Source organism: Variovorax sp. Root473 (assembly GCF_001426505.1).
In the GTDB taxonomy this organism is placed as follows: Bacteria; Pseudomonadota; Gammaproteobacteria; order Burkholderiales; family Burkholderiaceae_C; genus Variovorax.
The window spans coordinates 1-19111 of sequence record NZ_LMEV01000011.1 but is presented as its reverse complement, the minus strand read 5'-3'; the positions used below and the strand labels follow the sequence as shown (position 1 = coordinate 19111).

19 protein-coding genes are annotated in these 19111 nt (G+C 69.6%); 7 read left to right on the top strand and 12 right to left on the bottom strand.

Features of this window, described 5'->3' with window-relative positions; all coding sequences use genetic code 11:
* Positions 1-25 precede the first annotated feature (25 nt).
* A complete protein-coding gene (locus tag ASD34_RS05295) occupies positions 26-1144 on the top strand; it encodes an enoyl-CoA hydratase/isomerase family protein (protein ID WP_056573790.1) in 1119 nt (372 codons plus the stop codon).
* A gap of 46 nt (positions 1145-1190) precedes the next feature.
* Positions 1191-2087: a 3-hydroxyisobutyrate dehydrogenase gene (gene mmsB, locus ASD34_RS05290; protein WP_056573787.1), complete on the top strand. Its 897-nt coding sequence runs from the start codon at positions 1191-1193 to the stop codon at positions 2085-2087.
* Here mmsB and ASD34_RS05285 read toward each other — a convergent pair.
* Together ASD34_RS05285 and ASD34_RS05280 are read right to left on the bottom strand one after the other, a co-directional pair.
* The gene (locus ASD34_RS05285) at positions 2072-3337 is read right to left on the bottom strand and encodes an MFS transporter (protein WP_056573784.1); all 1266 of its coding nucleotides are present in this window, start codon (positions 3335-3337) and stop codon (positions 2072-2074) included. The two genes, mmsB and ASD34_RS05285, sit on opposite strands and share 16 nt — an antisense overlap.
* A 95-nt stretch (positions 3338-3432) precedes the next feature.
* A complete protein-coding gene (locus ASD34_RS05280) occupies positions 3433-4359 on the bottom strand; it encodes a LysR family transcriptional regulator (protein WP_056573781.1) in 927 nt (308 codons plus the stop codon).
* A gap of 99 nt (positions 4360-4458) precedes the next feature.
* On the opposite strand from ASD34_RS05280, the gene metE reads away from it, so the two are divergent.
* From metE to ASD34_RS05265, 3 genes are all read left to right on the top strand, one after another.
* Positions 4459-6804, top strand: a complete 2346-nt coding sequence (gene metE / locus ASD34_RS05275; protein ID WP_056573997.1) for a 5-methyltetrahydropteroyltriglutamate--homocysteine S-methyltransferase — start codon at positions 4459-4461, stop codon at positions 6802-6804.
* 37 nt (positions 6805-6841) lie between these two features.
* Positions 6842-7696, top strand: a complete 855-nt coding sequence (locus ASD34_RS05270) for a hypothetical protein (protein WP_056573777.1) — start codon at positions 6842-6844, stop codon at positions 7694-7696.
* 199 nt (positions 7697-7895) lie between these two features.
* Positions 7896-8240 carry a hypothetical protein gene (locus ASD34_RS05265; RefSeq protein WP_056573774.1) on the top strand — a complete coding sequence of 115 codons (345 nt, stop codon included), beginning with the start codon at positions 7896-7898 and terminating at the stop codon, positions 8238-8240.
* Between the two features lie 112 nt (positions 8241-8352).
* On the opposite strand, the gene ASD34_RS05260 is transcribed toward ASD34_RS05265, so the two are convergent.
* The 10 genes from ASD34_RS05260 to ASD34_RS05215 form a co-directional block, all read right to left on the bottom strand.
* Positions 8353-8937, bottom strand: a complete 585-nt coding sequence (locus ASD34_RS05260) for a DNA-3-methyladenine glycosylase I (RefSeq protein ID WP_056573771.1) — start codon at positions 8935-8937, stop codon at positions 8353-8355.
* 340 nt (positions 8938-9277) lie between these two features.
* Entirely contained in the window at positions 9278-9598 is a 321-nt protein-coding gene (locus ASD34_RS05255; RefSeq protein ID WP_056573768.1) for a chaperone modulator CbpM, read from the bottom strand.
* 2 nt (positions 9599-9600) lie between these two features.
* Positions 9601-10563: a DnaJ C-terminal domain-containing protein gene (locus ASD34_RS05250; protein WP_056573764.1), complete on the bottom strand. Its 963-nt coding sequence runs from the start codon at positions 10561-10563 to the stop codon at positions 9601-9603.
* A 49-nt stretch (positions 10564-10612) separates the two neighbouring features.
* Positions 10613-11263 (bottom strand): histidine phosphatase family protein, encoded by a 651-nt coding sequence (locus ASD34_RS05245; RefSeq protein WP_056573762.1) that lies wholly within the window; start codon positions 11261-11263, stop codon positions 10613-10615.
* 22 nt (positions 11264-11285) lie between these two features.
* Positions 11286-13670: a penicillin acylase family protein gene (locus tag ASD34_RS05240; RefSeq protein WP_056573759.1), complete on the bottom strand. Its 2385-nt coding sequence runs from the start codon at positions 13668-13670 to the stop codon at positions 11286-11288.
* Between the two features lie 93 nt (positions 13671-13763).
* Complete coding sequence (locus tag ASD34_RS05235) at positions 13764-14345, bottom strand: glutathione S-transferase family protein (protein WP_056573757.1); 582 nt, start codon at positions 14343-14345, stop codon at positions 13764-13766.
* 40 nt (positions 14346-14385) lie between these two features.
* On the bottom strand, positions 14386-15024 hold the full coding sequence (locus ASD34_RS05230) for a CDP-alcohol phosphatidyltransferase family protein (protein ID WP_056573754.1): 639 nt from the start codon (positions 15022-15024) through the stop codon (positions 14386-14388).
* Positions 15025-15112: 88 nt separating this feature from the next.
* Complete coding sequence (locus ASD34_RS05225; RefSeq protein WP_056573751.1) at positions 15113-15859, bottom strand: glutamine amidotransferase; 747 nt, start codon at positions 15857-15859, stop codon at positions 15113-15115.
* Between the two features lie 163 nt (positions 15860-16022).
* A complete protein-coding gene (locus ASD34_RS05220; RefSeq protein ID WP_056573748.1) occupies positions 16023-16568 on the bottom strand; it encodes an SRPBCC family protein in 546 nt (181 codons plus the stop codon).
* A gap of 40 nt (positions 16569-16608) precedes the next feature.
* Positions 16609-16959 (bottom strand): ArsR/SmtB family transcription factor, encoded by a 351-nt coding sequence (locus ASD34_RS05215; protein WP_056573746.1) that lies wholly within the window; start codon positions 16957-16959, stop codon positions 16609-16611.
* Between the two features lie 174 nt (positions 16960-17133).
* Between ASD34_RS05215 and bla the strand changes: the two genes are divergently transcribed.
* Positions 17134-18021: a class A beta-lactamase gene (gene bla, locus ASD34_RS05210; protein WP_056573743.1), complete on the top strand. Its 888-nt coding sequence runs from the start codon at positions 17134-17136 to the stop codon at positions 18019-18021.
* 38 nt (positions 18022-18059) lie between these two features.
* Complete coding sequence (locus ASD34_RS05205; protein ID WP_056573740.1) at positions 18060-19055, top strand: LysR family transcriptional regulator; 996 nt, start codon at positions 18060-18062, stop codon at positions 19053-19055.
* Positions 19056-19111: the final 56 nt, after the last annotated feature.

Sequence of the window (19111 nt, the reverse complement as noted above, 5' to 3'; positions counted from 1 at the left end):
CCGCCGCACCCAGGACCTGAAAACAATGACCGACAACGTAGTTCTCTTCAACGAAATCAAGACCGCCGGCGGCCAGCGCTTCGGCGTGGCCACGCTCAACTCGCCGGCGTCGCTCAACTCGCTCTCCGTGGCGATGGTGCGCCTGCTCACGCCCAAGCTGCGCGAATGGGCGGCCGACGCCGGCATCGTCGGCGTGCTGCTCGACGCGGCGGGCGAGAAGGCCTTCTGCGCCGGCGGTGACCTGCGCCAGCTCTACCAGACGCTGCTCGACTGCGGCCCCGAGCGCAACACCTACGCCGAAGACTTCTTCCGCGAGGAGTACGAGCTCGACCACCTGATCCACACCTTCCCCAAGCCCTTCCTGTGCTGGGGCCACGGCATCGTGATGGGCGGCGGCGTGGGCCTGCTGGCGGGCGCTTCGCACCGCGTGATGACGCAGCAAAGCCGCATCGCCATGCCCGAGATCAACATCGGCCTGTACCCCGACGTGGGCGGCAGCTGGTTTTTGCGCCGCACGCCGGGCCGCACCGGCCTGTTCCTGGCGCTCACGGCGGCCAACATCAACGCGCACGACACCATCTTCTGCGGCCTGGCCGACGTGCTGGTGCCGCAGGAGCGCAAGGCCGACGTGCTCGCGGCCATCGCGTCCACGCAGTGGGCCGGTGGCGACGCCAAGGCCGACCGCGCCACGCTGTCGCGCATCCTCGCCCAGGCGGGCGAGGGCGCCGAGATGCCGCCCTCGAAGGTGCGAGAGCACTACGACACCATCAACGCCCTGATGGCTGGCGACGACCTGCTCGACATCGCCAGGCGCCTGCGCGACGTGCAAAGCGACGACGCGTGGCTGCAGACTGCTTCGAAGACCTTCGCCAAGGGCGCACCAAGCTCCATCGCGTTGAGCTTCGAGCTCTGGCAGCGCGTGCCGCGCATGTCGCTGGCCGAGGTGTTCCGCCTCGAATATTGGGCCTCGCTGGGCTTCTGCGCGAACAAGGATTTCGCCGAAGGCATCCGCGCCGTGCTGGTCGACAAGGACCGCAACCCGCGCTGGAACCCGGCCACGCTCGAAGAGATCACGCCTGCTTTCGTCGAAGACCACCTGCGCCCGCGCGGCGAGATGCCGGCCGAGCTGGCGTCGCTGGTCTGACCTGCCCCGACCTTATTCCCTGCACAGAACAACGGAGACAAGACACATGAAGATCGCATTCATCGGCCTGGGCAACATGGGCGGCCCGATGGCCCTGAACCTGCACAAGGCAGGCCACACGCTCAGCGCCTTCGACCTCTCGGCCGAGGCCTGCAAGAAGTTCGGCGCCGAAGGCCTGCCTATCGCCAAGTCGGCGGCCGAGACCGTGGCCGGCGCCGAGGTGGTGATCAGCATGCTGCCCGCCAGCGCGCACGTCGAGGGTCTGTTCCTCGGCGGCGCCGGCAAGCCCGGCCTGCTCGACAGCATCCAGGCCGGCACGCTCGTGATCGACAGCAGCACCATCGCCGCCGCCACCTCGCGCAAGGTGGCCGAGGCCGCCGCCGCCAAGGGCGTCGCGATGATCGATGCGCCCGTGTCGGGCGGTACCGGTGGCGCGATTGCCGGCACGCTGACCTTCATGGTCGGCGGCGACACCAAAGACCTGGAGCGCGCGCGCCCGGTGCTCGAGAAGATGGGCGCCAACATCTTCCACGCCGGCGCGGCCGGTGCGGGCCAGACCGCGAAGATCTGCAACAACATGCTGCTCGGCATTTTGATGATCGGCACCTCGGAAGCGCTCGCGCTGGGCGTGGCCAACGGGCTCGACCCGAAGGTGCTGTCGGAAATCATGCGTCGCAGCTCGGGCGGCAACTGGGCGCTCGAGAAGTACAACCCCGTGCCCGGCGTGATGGAAGCGGCGCCGGCCTCGAAGAACTACGCCGGCGGCTTCGGCACCGACCTGATGCTCAAGGACCTGGGCCTGGCGCAGGAAAACGCCACCGCCGTGCGCGCGGCCACGCCGCTGGGCGGCCTGGCGCGCAGCCTGTACGCGGCGCACAGCCTCGCGGGCCACGGCGCGCTCGATTTCTCGAGCGTACTGAAGCTGGTTCAGAAAGCCGGCTGAACGGCGCGCCGGCCGCGCCGCGCCATCGCGAGCAGCAGGCCGGCCGCCACGAGGTTGGCGCCGATCGCCACGAGGATCGGCAGCAGGTAGCTGCGCGTGAGGTCGAAGGCGAAGCCCGCGGCACTCGGCCCGATCAGCGTGCCGATCGCCACGCTGGTGTACAGGATGCCGATGACCGCGCCGATGTGGCGCCCGCCGAACCAGTCCATCACCAGCGCGGGCAGCAGCGCCACGAAACCGCCGTAGAACACGCCGTAGGCGAAGGCGAACAGGGCCAGCCCCCAGAACCCGCCCGACACGGCCCACACCACCAGCGACAACGCCATGCCCGCCGACATCAGCGGCAGCGCGTAGTGCCGGCCCATGCGGTCGGCCAGCCCGCCCAGGAAGAAGCGCCCCGCCGTGCTGCCGACGCCGATCGCACCGAGCAACAGCACCGCCGACGACGCGGCCACGCCGTGGTCGAGCGCGTAAGGCACCAGGTGTACGAAGGGCACGAACAAACCGAACGAGCTGATCAGGCAAGCCGCATACAGGCCCGCGAACCGGCCGGAGCCCACGGCTTCGCGCACCGAGGCGCCGGGCGGCAGCGCAGTGGCGGCCTGCGCCTGCGGCGGATCGCCATCGGGCCCGAGGCCGCGTGCGCGCGGATCGTTCTCGACCAGCAGTGCCATGCCCACGCCCACCACGGCCGCGAGCACGCCGAGCGCCAAGTAGGCGTCGCGCCAGCCCAGCGTGTCGATGAACCACGAGGCCAGCGGCGGCATGGCCAGCGTGCCCACGCCGATGCCGCTCACGGCGAGTCCCGAAGCGAAGCCGCGCTGACGCACGAACCAGCGCTGCACCGCGCCCAGCACCGGCACGTACGAGGCGCCCACGCCGAGGCCGACACCGAGCCCATACGCCCAGAAGATCTGCGTCAGGCTGCGCGCCTGCCCCGCAAGCACGAGCCCGAGGCCGACCAGCACCATGCCCGCGACCGCGAGCCGCCGCGCGCCCCAGCGGTCGGCGAGCGGGCCGCTGAACACACCGAGTCCGAAGTACAGGAAACCCGCGAGCGAGAACACCAGCGAGACCTCGCCGCGCGAGGCGCCGAAGTCGCGCTGCAGCGCATCGAGGAACGCGCTGAAGGTGTAGGCGCAGCCGAAGCCCACGAACATGACGGCGAAGGCGCCGGCGACCACGAGCCAGCCGTGGAAGAAGCGGGGGCGTGGCGCGGCGGGGGAGTCGGGCGTGTTCGGCGATGTCATGGGGCGGTCCGTGATGGTGGTCGATCTTCAGGCCGTGCACCACCACGCACTGGCCGGATCCGGACGTGATCTTCCCGTGCTCGGGCTCACAGGGCTCACAGCAATTCGATCCCCGGCAGGCTCTTGAAGCATGTCTCGCGCGTGACGCGCACGAAGTCGTCGAGCCAGGGTCGTGCCGAGGTCGCCTGCGCGCAGGCCATGTAGAGCCGCCCCGTCAGGCCCCTGGCGCCCACGCGGCGCGCCGTGACATAGCCGCGGTCGAGGTAGTTCTGCACCGCCCACAGCGGCAGCGTGGCCACGCCGCGCCCACTCGCCACCAGCTGCAGCATCGCCACCGTGAGCTCGGTCGTGCGCCGGTGCGCGGGCTCGACGCCGGCGGGCGCCAGCACCTGGCGCACGATGTCGAGCATCTCGTCGGGCACGGGGTAGGTGATGAGCGTCTGGTCGGCGAAGTGGCGGGCCGTGAGGTGCGGCCTGGTCGTCAGCGCATGGTCGTTGGCGAGCAGCGCGACGATTTCGAAGCGGAACAGCGCGTGGTAGTCGACCGTTTCATCAGGGTCCTCTTCGGAGACGATCGCCACTTCGGCGCGGTTCTGCATCACGAGCGCGATCGGGTCGGGGTGGAAGCCCGAGACGATGTCGAGCTCGATCTCGGGCCAGCGCTGGCGGAAGGCGTCCATGGCGGGCATCAGCCAGTCGAAGCAGGTGTGGCACTCGACCACGATGCGCAGTTGCCCGCTGCGGCCCAGCGCCAGCCGCGCCACGTCGCGTTCGGCTTCTTCGACGAGCGGCAGCGCGGTGTCGGCCAGCTGCAGCAGCCGCAGCCCCGTGGTGCTGAATTGCGGCGGCACCGACTTGCGCTCGAACAGCTGGGCGCCGTAGCGCTCTTCGAGCAGCTTGATCTGGTGCGACAGCGCCGACTGCGTGAGGTTGAGCAGCTGCGCCGCGCGCACCAGGCTGCCGGTGTCGCGCAACGCGGCCAGCGTGCGCAGGTGGCGGATCTCGAGGATGGACTGCATCATGAAAACGATTCAAGCGAACGGGCAAAAGGTTTCGTTTGAATCATAAGCGCCAAACGCCGACCATCACCGGTTTCCAAGATCAGCAACCGGATGACCTGCATGACCACCCGCACCCACATCCTCGGCTTTCCGCGCATGGGCGCCCACCGGGAACTCAAGTTCGCCCTCGAGAAGCACTGGCGCGGCGAGATCGACCATGCGGCGCTCGAAGCCGTCGGTGACACCTTGCGTGCGCGCCACTGGCAGGCACAACGCGACGCGGGGCTCGACTTCGTGACCGTGGGCGACTTCGCCTTCTACGACCACGTGGCCAACCACATCCAGCTGCTGGGCTGCGAGCCGGCGCGTTTCAACTTCAGCGGCGACGAGCCCGAGCTGTCGCGCTACTTCAAGATGGCGCGCGGCGTGGAAGACGAGGCGGGCCACGTGCACGACGACAGCTGCACCCACGGCGCCGAAGGCACCTTTGCGCTCGAGATGACCAAGTGGTTCGACACCAACTACCACTACCTCGTGCCCGAGTTCGATGCGGCCACGCAGTTCAGGCTCGCGTCCACGCGCCTGTTCGACGAGGTCGCGCAGGCGCAGCAGGCCGGCCATGCGGTCAAGGCCGTGCTGCTCGGGCCGCTGAGCTTCCTGTACCTGGGCAAGGAAAAGGCGGCCGACTTCGACCGCTTCTCGCTGCTCGAATCGCTGCTGCCGGTGTACGAGCAGGTGCTCGGGCGGCTCAGGCAGCAGGGCGTGGAATGGGTGCAGATCGACGAGCCGATCCTCGGCCTCGACCTGCCCGAGGCCTGGCGCAATGCCTTCGAACGCGTGTACTGGCAGATCGCGCGCAATGCGCCGAAGCTGCTGCTGGCGAGCTACTTTTCGCCGCTGTCCGAGAACCTGCGCCTGGCCTGCCAGCTGCCCGTGGCGGGCCTGCACGTCGATGCCGTGCGCGCACCGCAGGAGCTGACCGGCGTGGCCGACTGGCTGCCGGCGCACAAGGTGCTGTCGGTCGGCGTGGTCGATGGTCGCAACATCTGGCGCACCGACGTCGATGCGGCACTGGACAAGCTGAAGCCGGTGGCCGAAAAGCACCAGGGCGAACTCTGGATCGCGCCGTCGTGCTCGCTGCTGCACGTGCCGTTCAGCCTCGCGGCCGAGACGAAGCTCGACACCGAACTGAAATCGTGGCTCGCCTTCGCGATCGAGAAGCTCGATGAGCTGCGCGTGCTGCGCGCCGCCGTCGAGGGCGACGAAGCCTCGGTGGCCGCCGACTTCGCAGCCGCCCGCGCCGCCGTGGCCGCGCGCCGCGCCAGCCCGCGCGTGCACCGCGCCGACGTGGCGCTGCGCCTGGCACGCAGCCTGGCCGGCGATGACCGCCGCGCGTCCGCTTTCCCGCTGCGCCAGCAGCTGCAGCGCACGCGTTTCGCACTGCCCGCACTGCCGACCACCACCATCGGCTCGTTCCCGCAGACCGCCGAGATCCGCGCGGCCCGCGCCGCCTTCAAGCGCGGCGAGCTCGACGCCGCTGGCTACCGCGAGAAGATGCGCGCCGAGATCGCACTGGCCGTGCGCAAGCAGGAAGAACTCGGCATCGACGTGCTGGTGCACGGCGAGGCCGAGCGCAACGACATGGTCGAGTACTTCGGCGAACAGCTCGACGGCTTTGCGTTCACCGCCAATGGCTGGGTGCAGTCGTACGGCTCGCGCTGCGTGAAGCCGCCGGTGATCTTCGGCGACGTGGCGCGCCCGGCGCCGATGACGGTCGAATGGACCGCCTACGCGCAGAGCCTCACCAAGTTGCCGATGAAGGGCATGCTGACCGGCCCCGTGACCATCCTGCAGTGGTCCTTCGTGCGCGACGACCAGCCGCGCGCCACCACCTGCGAGCAGATCGCGTGGGCGATCCGCGACGAGGTGAACGACCTCGAGGGCGCGGGCATCGGCATCATCCAGATCGACGAACCCGCCATCCGCGAGGGCCTGCCGCTGCGCCGCGCGGGCTGGCCGGCGTACCTGAAGGCGGCCACGCGCGCCTTCCGCATCAGTGCCTCGGGCGTGCGCGACCAGACGCAGATCCACACCCACATGTGCTATTCGGAGTTCAACGACATCCTGCCGGAGATCGCCGCGATGGATGCCGATGTGATCACCATCGAGACCAGCCGCTCCGACATGGAGCTGCTGCGCGGCTTCGGCGGCGAGAACAACGCGGGCGGCTTCCGCTATCCGAACGAGATCGGCCCTGGCGTGTACGACATCCATTCGCCGCGCGTGCCCTCGGTCGACGAGATCGTGCGCCTCATGCGCAAGGCCGCGCAGGTGGTGCCGGGCGAGAACCTCTGGATCAACCCCGACTGTGGTCTCAAGACCCGCGGCTGGCCCGAGACCGAGGCGGCGCTGTCGAACATGGTGGCGGCCGCGAAGCTGCTGCGCGCAGAGCTGGCGCAGGCCTGATGGAGGGCGCGGGATCGCGGCGTGCCAATAATGCGGGATGTCCTTGCTGTCCCGCCTGTCGTCGCCCCGTTGCCTCTTGTTGCTGTCGTTGCTCCTTGCCCCCTTGACGGGGTGGACGCAGGACCGCGCGCAGGCCCTGCTCCAGTTCGAGGGCGTGCAGGCGCGCTACCAGAACGCCTACGGCCCCGGCGCCGTGTCGCGCGGTGCGCGCGAACTGCTGGAGCCGCCCGACCTGGCCATCGCCGACAAGGCCTTGCAGTCGCTCGACGTCGCGGCTGGTCGTGCCTTCGATGTGAACGCCTCGGTGGCTGCGATTCGCCAGGAGGTGGCGGCGGCCGGGCAGGGCGCCGCCGTGCCAGCGCCTCAGGTGCTGGAGGCCGTGGCGCACCTCGCGAAGCTGCGCGCCGACTACGCCGCGATGGACGAGGCCGGCAAGGTGGCGTTCTTCCACCAGCAGCACGCGCGGCCGGCCGACCCGGCGCGTGTCGAACTGCTGTCGCGCATGACGGTGGCCGAGGCGCGCGAGGTCGATTTTTCGAGCCAGCTGCTCATGAGCGCGGTGGTCAAGCAGCTGGCGCGTGGCAATGCCGCCCAGTTCAGCTCGCTGCCCGATCGCACGCTCGACACGGCGCTCGATTCGCTCTGGTCGCGCGGCGTCACGTCGCCGCGTCCGCGCAACCTGATGACCGTGGCGCGCGAGTTCGAAAAGCTGGCCACGCAGGCGCTGCTGCTGGCGTTGCCCGACGCCGACGTGGCCGCCTTGCTCGCTTGGCGCAACGAACCGCAGGCCGCCGCCGAGCGCGAGGCGCTGCTCGGCAGCTACCGCGCAGAAGTCAAGGGCAGCGGCGCGGTCGCGATCCGCACGCTGGTGCGCACCTGGGGCCGTCCCTGAGCTTGACGGAAGAGCCCAAAAGTTTGCAAACTGGCGAGGCTTTTGTACGAAAAGGTTTCACGAAAACCCCGCATGTCGGAAAGTTTCCCGTGATTGTTTCAATTCCATGAACACTGCGATTCAGAATGACTGGGGTTTACCCTAGGATTTTGAGGCAAACTTCAGGTCATCCCAAGCCTGAACACAAGAAGGAATTGAAATGAAGACCTCGAACATCCTCGCCGCCGCCGCTCTCTCCCTGCTCGCCGCCGCTGGCGCCGCCCACGCAGAGACCTACGAAGGCGTTCACGCCGTGACCTCCGGCTACAGCCGTGCCGACGTGGCACCGCAAGCCGTGGCTGCCGCCCGTGCCGGCAACGAATACAGCGACGCCGTGTCGGCCAGCGTGGCCCCCGTGCTGGCCTCGTCGGTGGACCGCGCCACCGTCCGCAATGAAGCCGTGGCAGCTGCCCACGCCCCGGGCCAGAACCTGCGCCGCGAATCCTTCGCCGGCAGCGTGATCCCCTCGCAGGCACGCAGCTTCACGCGTCAAGCCGGCCTGTAATCGACGGCGGCGCAAGCCGCGTCGGTGAGAAAGACCACCACCCGAAGAACCGGACCGTGCAAAAGCACTGTCCGGTTTTTTCACGTCGGCACGGTCGCCAGGTGTCAGGTATTCAAGCGCGCCGTTGGCTGCGGTGGCAGTGGCAGTCGGGCGCGTGGTCGTCGACGATGCCCGTGGCCTGCATCCACGCATAGACGATCACCGGGCCGACGAACTTGAAGCCGCGCTGCTTCAGCGCCTTCGACATCGCTTCGGACAGCGGCGTCTGCGTGGGCACGGTGCCCGTGGCGTTGACGACCGGCTGGCCACCCGCGAGGCCCCAGACGAAGTCGGAGAAATCTTCGCCCGTCGCCTGCATGGCCAGGTAGGCCCTGGCATTGCCGATGGCCGCTTCGATCTTCGCGCGCGAGCGCACGATGCCCGCGTCCTGCATGAGGCGCTCGACGTCGGCGGGTGTGAAGCGCGCCACCGTCTCGGGCACGAAGCCCTCGAAGGCCGCGCGGAAGGCATCGCGCTTGCGCAGGATGGTGAGCCACGACAAGCCGGCCTGGAAACCGTCGAGCATCAGCTTTTCCCACAGCGCGCGGCTGTCGCGTTCGGGCACGCCCCATTCGGCGTCGTGGTAGCTGGCCAGCAGCGGATCGGTGCGGGCCCAGGCGCATCGCTGGGGCGAGGAATGGCTGTCGTCGTGGGGCATGGCTTGGCTATCGTGCGGAGATGTTTTCGGAATGAGGGAGTGACCCAGGTGCAGCGGTTTTATTTTTCATTGTCGGGGCTTTCGTTGGCCCTCGCGGCGCTCGCCGTTGCCAGGAAGGGCGGCCGCACGGAACCCGATTGCAAGGCCTTTCTTGCGCAGGCCTGGCCCGCGCTGTAGCCGAGTGCCGCGTTCGGCCAATTGGTCGAGAAGATGGCGAAGCACCAGGGCTGCAAGTTCGCAATCGACGTGGCGCGCGGCACCGGGTCTGTCGAGCGGAAGGCCACGGGCACCTCGGCCCACCGCTCGCGGCCTGGCGCGATGCGGACAGCGATGACGCGCGTCAGCCCACGCCGTGCGCGCGCAGCACCGACTTGAGCCGCCGCACTTCGTGCTGCAGGTCGAGGATCAGCGCGGCCGCGTCGAGGTTCACGCCGAAGTCGCGTTCGAGCCGACGCGCTTCGAGCGCGCATTGCAGGTCGTTGCTCGAAAACGCCCAGCGCTCGGGCGGTGCGTCTGCGGTGGCGATCTGCACGATGCCCACCTCGACCAGTTGCACGACCCAGTCGGTGTCGGCGCCGCAGGCGTGCGCCAGTTCGTTCGCGGCCAGCGGGTGCGAGACGCCGATGGCCGCGGTGGTGGTGACGGAAGAAAAGTTCGCCATGCTCAGACTCCCAGATGCTGGCGGGGGTTGAACGAGGAGGTCGCCTGCGCGAGCTGCGCGTAGGCGTTGCGCGCGGCCTCGCTGTCGGCGGGCGGCAGCGCGATCTCGAGCAGCAGGTACAGGTCGCCGGGCGTCTTGCCCCCGAAGCCGCGGCCCTTGAGCCGCAGCTTCATGCCGCTGCGCGCATTGCGCGGCACCGTGACCTCGACCACGCCGCCCGCGGGCGTCGGCACCTGCACCTGCGCGCCCAGCGCGGCTTCGGCAGGGGTGACGGGCAGCGTCATGTACAGGTCGCGTTGTTCCACGCGGTACAGCGTGTGCGGCGCGATGCGCACCTCGAGGTAGAGGTCGCCGGCCGGCTCGCCGCCGTGGCCGGGCATGCCTTGGCCGGCCAGGCGGATGAACTGGCCGGGGTGCACGCCGGGCGGGATTTTCACGCTGAGCGTGCGGTTTTGCCACTGCGGGCGGCCCTGCGCATCGAGTGTCTGGGCGCGCAGCGTGAGCTCGCGCTCGGCGCCGTTCAGCGCGTCTTCGAGCGTGATCTCGATGGCAGCGTGGTGGTCTTCGCCGCGTGCGCGGTAGTTCTGCCGCGCGGCGCCGCGCCGCTCGGCGTCGCCGAACATCGAGGCGAAGAATTCGCTGAAATCGGCATGGTCGGCCGGGCCCTGCCGCGGGCCGCGGTGGAACTCGTAGCCGGTGTCCCAGTCGGGCGGCGGCTCGAAGCTGCCGTCGGGCCGGCCGCCGCGCGCCACGCGGTCGGCCAGTGCGTCGTACGCGGCGCGCTTCTGCTTGTCGCCGAGCACGTCCTTCGCCTCGTTGATGTCGCGCATGCGCTGCTCGGAGTCGGGCTCCTTGCTGACGTCGGGGTGGTACTTGCGGGCGAGCTTGCGGTAGGCCTTGCGGACTTCGTCATCGGACGCGGTGCGTTCGATGCCCAGTGCGCTGTAGTAGTCCTTGAATTCCATGGTGGTGGTGATCCTTTCGGGACGGCGTACAGGGCGACCGGGAATGGGTTCAGGCCAGGGCTGCCCCGCCGCCGTCGGCTGGCCGCTGTTGCAGCGGCGTCACGGCCCATGTGGGGCCGGTACGGGAAAAACGCAACGGCTGGGCGTTGCCGAAGATGCTCGCATCGACCGCCACGCCGAGCAGCGCGGCCAGCGCATAGAGCGTGCCGCCGTGCGCCACCACCAGCACCGGTGCGGGCTGCGCGGCGAGCGCGGCGGTCAGCGCTTCGCGCTTGCGGTCGACGAACTGCGCCAGCGTCTCGCCGCCGTCGGGCTCGCAGGCCCAGTCGATGTGGGCCGACGAGGTGCCAATGAGTGCGCCGAAGTTGCGCTCGCGCAGGTTCTCGTGCGCCGAGGGCACGAGGCGCAGGGCGCGGGCCACGGTGTGGGCGGTGTCGAAGGCACGGCGCGCGTCGCTGCACACGATGGCGCCGATCGGCTCGCCGGCCAGCAGCTCGGCCGCCTGCAAGGCCTGCTGCTCGCCGAGCGCACTCAGCGGCTCGTCGGGCGCCTGGAAGACCCGCAGCGCGTTGCGCCCGGTCTGGCCATGGCGCAGGAAGTAGAAGTGATCGCAGGCCGGGGCAATCGGCTGCGCCGCCGCGAGGCGGACCAGCAGGTCGAGACCCCCGGCCGCGGTGTGGACAGAAGCAGGTGCGGACATGGGGCTTGTCGTTCGTCGAGTCTCAATACGCCAGTTGCAACGGCTTGCCTTCGCGCTGGGCCTGCACGTCGGCCGCATGGAACGGCAGCGGATGCCACTGCTTCGCAGCGAACAGCGGCAACTGGTCGTAGGCGCGCGGCGAGGCAGGGTCGACGCTCTGGCCGTAGGTGAGCAGGCCCTGGGCGAGCGGACCGCGTTCGTCAAAGCCCACGACCTGCATGTAGCTGCTGCCGTAGTTGATGGCGTAGCCCTTGGCGTCGATCGTCGGCTGGCCCTGCGATTCGAGCTTGTTGAGCACGCCCTCGAACTCGTCGCCGCCGTGCAGTGCGATCTTCTGGCCGCGCACGGTAAGCGATTGCGGCACGCCCAGCGCCACGTCGGCCGCGAAGCCGGCGGTTCGCACGCGGCTCACGCCGTCGCCGAGCGCCTTGAACACGGCGTCCCGCGTGGCGGGCGTGGCCATGTCGAGGCCGCTCGGGGTGGTCACGGGCTGGGCGGGATCGAAGGGCACGCGCCAGACCTTCGGCACGTCCTTGGCCTTGCGCCAGAACTCGCGGAAGAGTGCGGCACCCTTGGCGTCGGCGTTGCTGGTCCGGTTCCAGGCCGACAGCACGCGGCAGCCGAGCGCCTGATCGGTGGTCAACGCGGTGCCGGCGGCGGTGCAGGCGGCCTGCAGGTCGTCCATCACCAGCATGCCGGCGAGGTTGCGGTCGCGGAAGATCACGCTGCGCAGTTCGCTCGCGCCCATGCGATTGCCCGGCAGGCCGTCGCGGCCCGCGAGGCGGGCCTCGATCTCCAGGATGCCGCTGCGCGTGCGCAGCCGCTGCGGCACGCCGACCGGCCCGACCAGCGGCGAGACGCCGGCCATCGGTGGCACGTGCGGGTTGCTGAGCCAGTAGCTGTCGTTGCTGTTCTGCACCCAGTCCGGCGTGACGACGACCGGCATGCGGGCCGGTGCGATGACACCGGGTGCAGCGGCTGTGCGGTCCTGATGCCAGGCGCAGGCGCCGCGCGAGCCGTCGAGCACCGCCAGGCCGGCTGCGTTCAGCAGCCCGGCGGCGGCCGGCGAGGGCGCGCAGGTCTTGAGCATGTCGGCCGACACATCGGGCACGACCGAGAGGTCGGCGTACATCGCTTGGCCGTCGCGGTCGGCGGCGAGGGTGTTGATCCACGGGATGCCCTGGTTGCCCATGGCGGCACGCAGTTCGCCGACGTTGCGCGCGAGCGCCATCTTCATCCAGCTCTCGGCCGAGCGCACGTTGAGCGTGTTGGCGTCGCGCAAGGCGTAGGCCTTCTGCGCGGTCCAGCCCAGGCCGGCGCGCGGCAGCGAGATCACCGGGCCCCAGTCGGTCGCGTAGAACGTGTGCTGCACCGGCGTGGCGCCGCCCGGCAGCGCGACGGTGCGTGCGACCATCTTCTTCGGCTGGCCGTCGACCATGTACACGGTGGGGTCGTTGGGGTCGAGCTTCAGCTCGTACAGCGTGAAGCGCTTGCCGGTCGACACGGTGTGGGTCCAGGCCACGTCCTTGTTGAAGCCGATGGACACCACCGGGCTCAGGCCGCCGGTAGCCCCCATCACGTCCAGCTGGCCGGGAATGGTCTGGTGCAACTGCCAGAAGCGATTGGTGCCGTTCCATGGGAAATGCGGATTGCCCAGCAGCAGGCCCCGGCCGTCGGGCGTCGCATTGCGCCCGAAGGCCCAGCCGTTGGAGCCGAGTTCGCCGCCCTGCGGGTTCGCATTGAAGCTGTGGCGGCCGATCTCGGCGACGGCCTGCTGCAGGTCGACGGGCGCGGCGCCCGTCTTTGCACCCGGCGCGGGCGGCACGGCGGCCAGCACCGCGCCGGCCAGCGCGCCCAGGCCGCCCTGGATCATCGACAGTTCCGTGGCGCGAGACAGGTCGGCCATCGTCATCGGGCGCACCCATGGCTTGCCGCGGCAGGCCTCGGGCAGGCCATGGGGGCCGGCATCCTGCAGGTAGCGGTTGTAGCCGGCGACGTAGCCGCGCAGCGATGCCCTCACGTCGGCGTTGGTGGTGGCCGAGGCGCGCGCGAGCGCCGCGTCGTCCATGTGGTAGCGGATGAACAGGTCGATCTGCGGGTTGGGCATGCGGCCCAGGCCCAGTTCGCCGGTGTTTTGCGCCCCGAAGAACTGCGTGCGCTCGCCGCGCAGGGTGAGCAGGTGCTCGGCGGTCTGGCAGACGTTGTCCTGCGCGTGCGCATAGGCGGTCCCGTAGGCCAGGCCCTCGTAGTCGGGCGCCGTGATGTGCGCGATGCCGAACGTGGTGCGTTCGACGGTCACGCTGCGGCTGCCGGGTGCGGGCGTGCCGGCGCAGGCTGCGAGCAGGGCCACCAAGCCCAGCGAGAGGGTCGTCAGCGAGAACCGGGAAATCGGGGTGTTCGAAGTCATGGGTGTACGAAGGGAGGCCGTGGCCGCAGCAAAAGGAGCCGATTAAAGGGCGGGCCCCGACCACGCGCTGTCACTCATGCGCCAACTGCGGGTTTAGCCGAACTTCATGCCTCGCGGCCGGGCCTGCAGCCGGTGGATGTAGGCGTCGAGCTTCGGGCGATTCGTGCGGCCGCCGAAGGCGCGATGCCAGATGAGCATCGAGCCGATCATCACGTCGGCCGCCGTGAACTGCGCGCCGAACAGGTAGGGGCCGTCGCCGAGTTCGCGTTCGATGGCGTCCTTGGCGTGTTCGAAATCGGTCCAGCCGCGCGAACTGTTGTTGCTCTTGATCTTCAGCAGGCTGTCGCCCATCGAGGGCTCGAGCTGCGCGGTCGAATAGACCATGAGCGACAGGTAGCGCCCGCGCTCGGGCGTGCCCACGGCCGGTGCCAGTCGCTTGCCGGGATACTTCTCGGCGATGTACATGCAGATGGCGGCATTCTCGAAAATGCGCGTGCGGCCATCGACCAGCGCAGGCAGCTTGCCGGCGGGGTTGATCTTCAGGAACTCGGGGCGCTTGTGGGCGCCCTCCTTGATGAGCGTGGGCACGATCTCGTAGTCGACTTCGGCCTCGTCGAGCATCCACTTGGCGACCTGCGCGCGGCTGCGCGGGTCGAAATACAGCTTCATCGTCATGCGGGGTCTCCTTTGTCGGGCGGATGAGGCGGGCGGTGTGTCAGAACTTGGGAATGCGCAGGGTCTTGCTGATCATCAGCGTGCCCGAGAGCGCGAACAGCAGCACCAGCGGGTGCAGCTGCCACGGGCCGAGCGTCCAGGCGCCGCCCCACACGTTGGCGCCGATGGCGCCCTTCGAAGCGGCATAGGCCAGCACACCCACGAGCACCACGCTGGTCGGGATGGGGGTACCTTCGAAATACTTCACCTTGTCGGCGCCCGCCGAGAGCGCTTCGGCCGTCACGTTGTAGCGAGCGAGCCGGCTCACGCCGCAGCCGACGAAATAGATGAGCACCGCGCAGTCCCAGCCGCCGTCCAGGCCGGCCGCGAAGGCGAGTGCGGCCGGGAGCACGCCGAACGAGATCACGTCGGCCAGCGAATCAAGTTCGCGCCCGAGCGCCGAATGGGTCTGGCGCCAGCGCGCGATGCGGCCGTCGAGCACGTCGAAGATGAAGGCGGCCGGGGCGAGCGCGGCGGCCCAGTAGAAGTGCGTGAGCGACTGGCTGCGCATGAAGGCCATCGCGAAGAACACCGCGCCGACGCCGCAGGCCGCGTTGCCTAGCGTGAACACGTCGGCCAGGTGAAAGCCGCGGATCATCGAGAAATGCTTGCGGGCCGGCGGGGACGAAGGCGTGGTCATGAGGCGGGGAAGGCTGCGAAAGGAATCGCACCTTAACCCAAGCGCAGCCCACTTTTTGTAGTCGCGCGCCGACGTCCCGTCGGCGCCCTCAGCCGGCCTGTTGCGCCTTGGCCTCGACGATGCGCGCGAAACGCCCGAGCAGGCTTTCCGCTGCGCCCGTGGGGCGCACGCCTTCGCGCAGCGCCGCGGCATCGAGGCCGTCCGCGGCCAGGTCGCGGGCCAGCAGCTCGATGTAGCCGCCCATGGTCTTGGCGTCGAACTCGGGGTGGAACTGCACCCCCCACGCCTGCGCGCCCACGCGGAAGGCATGCACGGGCTCATGTGCGCTGTGGGCCAGCCGCACGGCGCCCTCGGGCAGGCGCAGTGCGCTCTGCCAGTGGATCGCCTGCGCCGGAAACTGCGCGGGCAGATCCCCCAGAAGGGCGTCGCCAGCGGCCGCTGCGTCGAGCGTGACGGTGACCGTGCCGACCTCGGGGCCTTGCGGATGGTGGCCAGCCTCGCCGCCGAGCGCGTGCGCCAGCAACTGGTGCCCGTAGCAGATGCCGAGCACGGGCGTGTTGTGCGCGACCACGTTGGCGAGCCAGGCGGCGGTGGTTTCGCTCCAGGGTTCGCGGTGCGACACCATCGCGTGCGAGCCGGTGACGACCACGCCCGCGACCTGGCCGGGCGCGGGCAGCGTGTCGCCGCGGCGCGGGTCGACCACGAGGAGCGGAAGCGTCTGCAGGCCGAGGCCGTCGGCGATCCAGTGCTCGAAGTCGCCGCGGCCTTCGCGCAGCGTGTCGTGGGTGTCACCGACCTTGACGATGACCAGGGGATACGGGGGCGTGCTGTGCATGGTGTCGATGATGCCGCAGCCGGTGCGGCGCAGTCAGCGTGGGGACGATTCCCGGCGGTGCAGCAGGTCCATGAAGGCGGGAGCAATCGGGCGGGTCACGCGCGAGATTTTCGCGGCCGGCACTTCGTGGACACCCGGCATCACGGGCCTCGGCGGTGGGCCTTCAGCGGATGTGCGTCGCGTAGGCCGCCCCGGCGGCCTCCAGCTGCGTCCAGAAGCCTTGCGGCGCGCGCCCGTGCAGCACCTCGTCGAGCACGCCCAGATGCGCGTGCCAGCCGCTGGCCACGCTCAGCGTTTCCTTGCGATCGGGCAGGCGGCGGTGCGTGAGCACCAGGTGCGTCGCCTGCTCGCCTTGCGGTGAAAGCTCGAAGGTGACTTCGGACGCATCCTCGCGCTCGCTGCCCCAGCTGATGACCAGCAGCGTCGGCGACTCGATGCGCAGCACGCGCGAGTGCTGCACGTGGGTCTCGCGGTAGGCCGCGAAGCGCTCGGGCGCCACCTCTCCCGACAGCTCGGTGTGCTGGAAGCGCAACTCGAACACCGCGCCCGGCGCCTGCGCCATGGTGCCGCCGGCCAGCCAGCTGCGGCGCTTTTCCGGGTCGACGAGGTAGGCCCACACGCGGTCGATGGGGCCGGGCAGGGTGCGCTCGATGCGCAGGGTGCCGGGCTCGGTCTGCGTGCCCAGGCTGTGCTTCAGGGTCGTGGTCATGGGGCGGTGCTCCTTGGGTGAATGGGGAGAGAGAAGGCGCTCACGCGCGGCTGTCGCCAGCGTCGCGCCGCAACGCATCCGCCAGCGCGTCCAGGCGGTGGTTCCAGAAGACTTCGTACGCGCGCAGCCACGCATCGGCCGTGGCGAGCGCCGCCGGTTCGAGCCGGCAAACGTGCGCGCGGCCCTGCACGGTGCGCGACACCAGTCCCGCGCGCTCCAGCGTCTTGACGTGCTTGGAGGCGCCCGCGAAGGACATGCGAAACGGCGCGCCCAGCTCGCCCACGCTGCATTCGCCCTGCGCGAGCAGCTGGAGCATGGTGCGCCGCGTGCTGTCGGCCAGGGCGTGGAACACCGCGTCGAGCCGTTCGTCTTCGATTTCAAGTTCAACCATGAAGTTGAATATAAATCGATGCTCGAATAAATTCAACTGAAAAGTTGAATGATGAGATGGCGTTACACCTGATACACCCGGGACGCCATGCGCGCACCGGGCGCTGGAAGCCCGGCGGCGGCGCTCCTACGATGCCTTTCATTCCATTCACTCGCGTAAGAAAGACCCAAGCCAATGAACACCCTCATCCAGCGCCGCACCCTGTTGCTCGCCGTCGCCGTGACCCCGCTGGCAGGCGCCTGCAGTGCCTGGCCGAAGAAGGGCGCGCAAGCCGGCGCCCAAGCGCAGCTCGCCGAACTCGAACGTGCCTGCGGCGGCCGGCTTGGCGTGGCGGGCTTTCACACCCGCAGCGGCGCACGCCTGCAGCACCGCGCGCACGAGCGCTTTCCGCTGTGCAGCACCTTCAAGCTCATGCTTGCTGCCGCGGTGCTCGAACGCAGCACGACCGATGCCAGCCTGCTCGGGCGCCGCATCAGCGTGGGCAAGGGCGACCTGGTGTCGCACTCGCCCGTTGCCGAGAAGCACCTGGCCACCGGCATGACCGTGCGCGAGATGTGCGCCGCCACCATGCAGTACAGCGACAACGCTGCGGCCAACCTGCTGCTGAAGGTGCTGGGTGGGCCGGCCGTCGTCACCGCGTTTGCGCGGCGCATCGGCGACACGACCTTCCGCCTCGATCGCACCGAGCCCGAACTCAACACGGCCATTCCCGGTGACCCGCGCGACACGACAACGCCCACAGCGATGTCCGACAGCGTGCAGCGGCTCGCGCTGGGCGATGCCCTCGGTGCGCCCCAGCGTGAGCAGATGTGCGAGTGGCTGTTGGGCAACACGACCAGCACCGAGCGCTTCCTGGCCGGCGTGCCCGCAGGATGGCGCGTGGGCGACAAGACCGGCGCGGGCTCGTACGGCACCACCAACGACGTCGGCGTGCTGTGGCCGCCGTCGGGCGCGCCGCTGGTGCTGTCGGTCTACCTGACCTTCCCCGACAAGGACGCGAAGGGCCGCAACGACGTGGTCGCCTCGGCCACCCGCATCGCGGTGCAAGCGCTCGCAAGCTGAGGCCACAATGGGCGGCTCCATCTTTTCCCCGTCGCCCCATGGACCTGAGGTCTCTTCGCTATTTCATCGCGGTGCTCGAAGCCGGCAGCCTGTCGCGCGCCGCCGCGTCGCTGTATGTGGCGCAGCCCGCGCTGACCGCGCAGATCAAGAAGCTCGAGGCCGAGCTCGGCACGCAGCTGTTCGACCGCTCGCACGTGGGCGTGACACCGACGGCCGCCGGACTTCAGCTGTACCAGGACGCGCGGCGCCTGCTGTCGGATGCCGCGGCCATGCGCGAGCGGCTGCAGCGCACGCCCGACGGGCCCGAGGGCTCCGTCACGGTGGCGGTGCCGTTCCTGCTGGCGTCGCTGCTGCTCGGGCCGGTGCTGGCGCGGCTGAGGCAGTCGCATCCGCGCATCCGTGTGTTCGTGATCGACGACCTGAGCCTGATGGTGCGCAAGGCGATGGTCGATCGCCGCGCCGACATCGGCCTGCTGGTCGACACCGCGAGCGTCGAGGGGCTCGATGTGCGCCCCTTCGTGCGCGAGGGCATGTTCCTCTGCGGATTCGATGCGAAGGGCGAGGTGGCGGCGCTGCTCGGAAAAAGTGCGAAGGGTGGGCGCGGGAAAAAAGGCGCGCCGGTGCGTCCCACGGTTCCTTTCGTGCGCGCGGCGAGCCTGCCGCTGGTGCTGCAGTCGCGCCGCTTCAGCCTCCGCCAGCGCGTCGAGGCCGCCGCCGAGACGCTGGGCGTGGAGCTCAATGTCGTGCACGAGCACGATTCGGCGCGCGTGCTGCGCTCGCTCTACCTTGCGGGCGCGGGCTTCACGGTCTCGCCTGCCTGCGCGCTCTCGGACGGGCCGGGCGAGCAGCCGAACTGGTTGATTGCACGCATCGTCGAGCCCGAACTGGTGCGCACCTACCACCTGGCCACGCCGGCCGGCAAGACGCACGATGCGGCCACGCAGGTCGTGATGCAGGCGCTGGCCGACGAGGCGCGATCGATGATCGCCTCGGGCCGCTGGGACGCGCAGTTCCTGGCCGACGGCAAGCCCTAGCTGTGAAGAGTCAAGAGGTTCTTTCGTGACTTTGCGATTCGGGACATAGGCGGCTG

Excerpts from the sequence above, each read along its gene's own strand:
- ASD34_RS05295 (WP_056573790.1), top strand. The coding sequence starts at position 26 with ATGACCGACAACGTAGTTCTCTTCAACGAAATCAAGACCGCCGGCGGC.
- mmsB (WP_056573787.1), top strand. The coding sequence starts at position 1,191 with ATGAAGATCGCATTCATCGGCCTGGGCAACATGGGCGGCCCGATGGCC.
- ASD34_RS05285 (WP_056573784.1), bottom strand. The coding sequence starts at position 3,337 with ATGACATCGCCGAACACGCCCGACTCCCCCGCCGCGCCACGCCCCCGC.
- ASD34_RS05280 (WP_056573781.1), bottom strand. The coding sequence starts at position 4,359 with ATGATGCAGTCCATCCTCGAGATCCGCCACCTGCGCACGCTGGCCGCG.
- metE (WP_056573997.1), top strand. The coding sequence starts at position 4,459 with ATGACCACCCGCACCCACATCCTCGGCTTTCCGCGCATGGGCGCCCAC.
- ASD34_RS05270 (WP_056573777.1), top strand. The coding sequence starts at position 6,842 with ATGTCCTTGCTGTCCCGCCTGTCGTCGCCCCGTTGCCTCTTGTTGCTG.
- ASD34_RS05265 (WP_056573774.1), top strand. The coding sequence starts at position 7,896 with ATGAAGACCTCGAACATCCTCGCCGCCGCCGCTCTCTCCCTGCTCGCC.
- ASD34_RS05260 (WP_056573771.1), bottom strand. The coding sequence starts at position 8,937 with ATGCCCCACGACGACAGCCATTCCTCGCCCCAGCGATGCGCCTGGGCC.
- ASD34_RS05255 (WP_056573768.1), bottom strand. The coding sequence starts at position 9,598 with ATGGCGAACTTTTCTTCCGTCACCACCACCGCGGCCATCGGCGTCTCG.
- ASD34_RS05250 (WP_056573764.1), bottom strand. The coding sequence starts at position 10,563 with ATGGAATTCAAGGACTACTACAGCGCACTGGGCATCGAACGCACCGCG.
- ASD34_RS05245 (WP_056573762.1), bottom strand. The coding sequence starts at position 11,263 with ATGTCCGCACCTGCTTCTGTCCACACCGCGGCCGGGGGTCTCGACCTG.
- ASD34_RS05240 (WP_056573759.1), bottom strand. The coding sequence starts at position 13,670 with ATGACTTCGAACACCCCGATTTCCCGGTTCTCGCTGACGACCCTCTCG.
- ASD34_RS05235 (WP_056573757.1), bottom strand. The coding sequence starts at position 14,345 with ATGACGATGAAGCTGTATTTCGACCCGCGCAGCCGCGCGCAGGTCGCC.
- ASD34_RS05230 (WP_056573754.1), bottom strand. The coding sequence starts at position 15,024 with ATGACCACGCCTTCGTCCCCGCCGGCCCGCAAGCATTTCTCGATGATC.
- ASD34_RS05225 (WP_056573751.1), bottom strand. The coding sequence starts at position 15,859 with ATGCACAGCACGCCCCCGTATCCCCTGGTCATCGTCAAGGTCGGTGAC.
- ASD34_RS05220 (WP_056573748.1), bottom strand. The coding sequence starts at position 16,568 with ATGACCACGACCCTGAAGCACAGCCTGGGCACGCAGACCGAGCCCGGC.
- ASD34_RS05215 (WP_056573746.1), bottom strand. The coding sequence starts at position 16,959 with ATGGTTGAACTTGAAATCGAAGACGAACGGCTCGACGCGGTGTTCCAC.
- bla (WP_056573743.1), top strand. The coding sequence starts at position 17,134 with ATGAACACCCTCATCCAGCGCCGCACCCTGTTGCTCGCCGTCGCCGTG.
- ASD34_RS05205 (WP_056573740.1), top strand. The coding sequence starts at position 18,060 with ATGGACCTGAGGTCTCTTCGCTATTTCATCGCGGTGCTCGAAGCCGGC.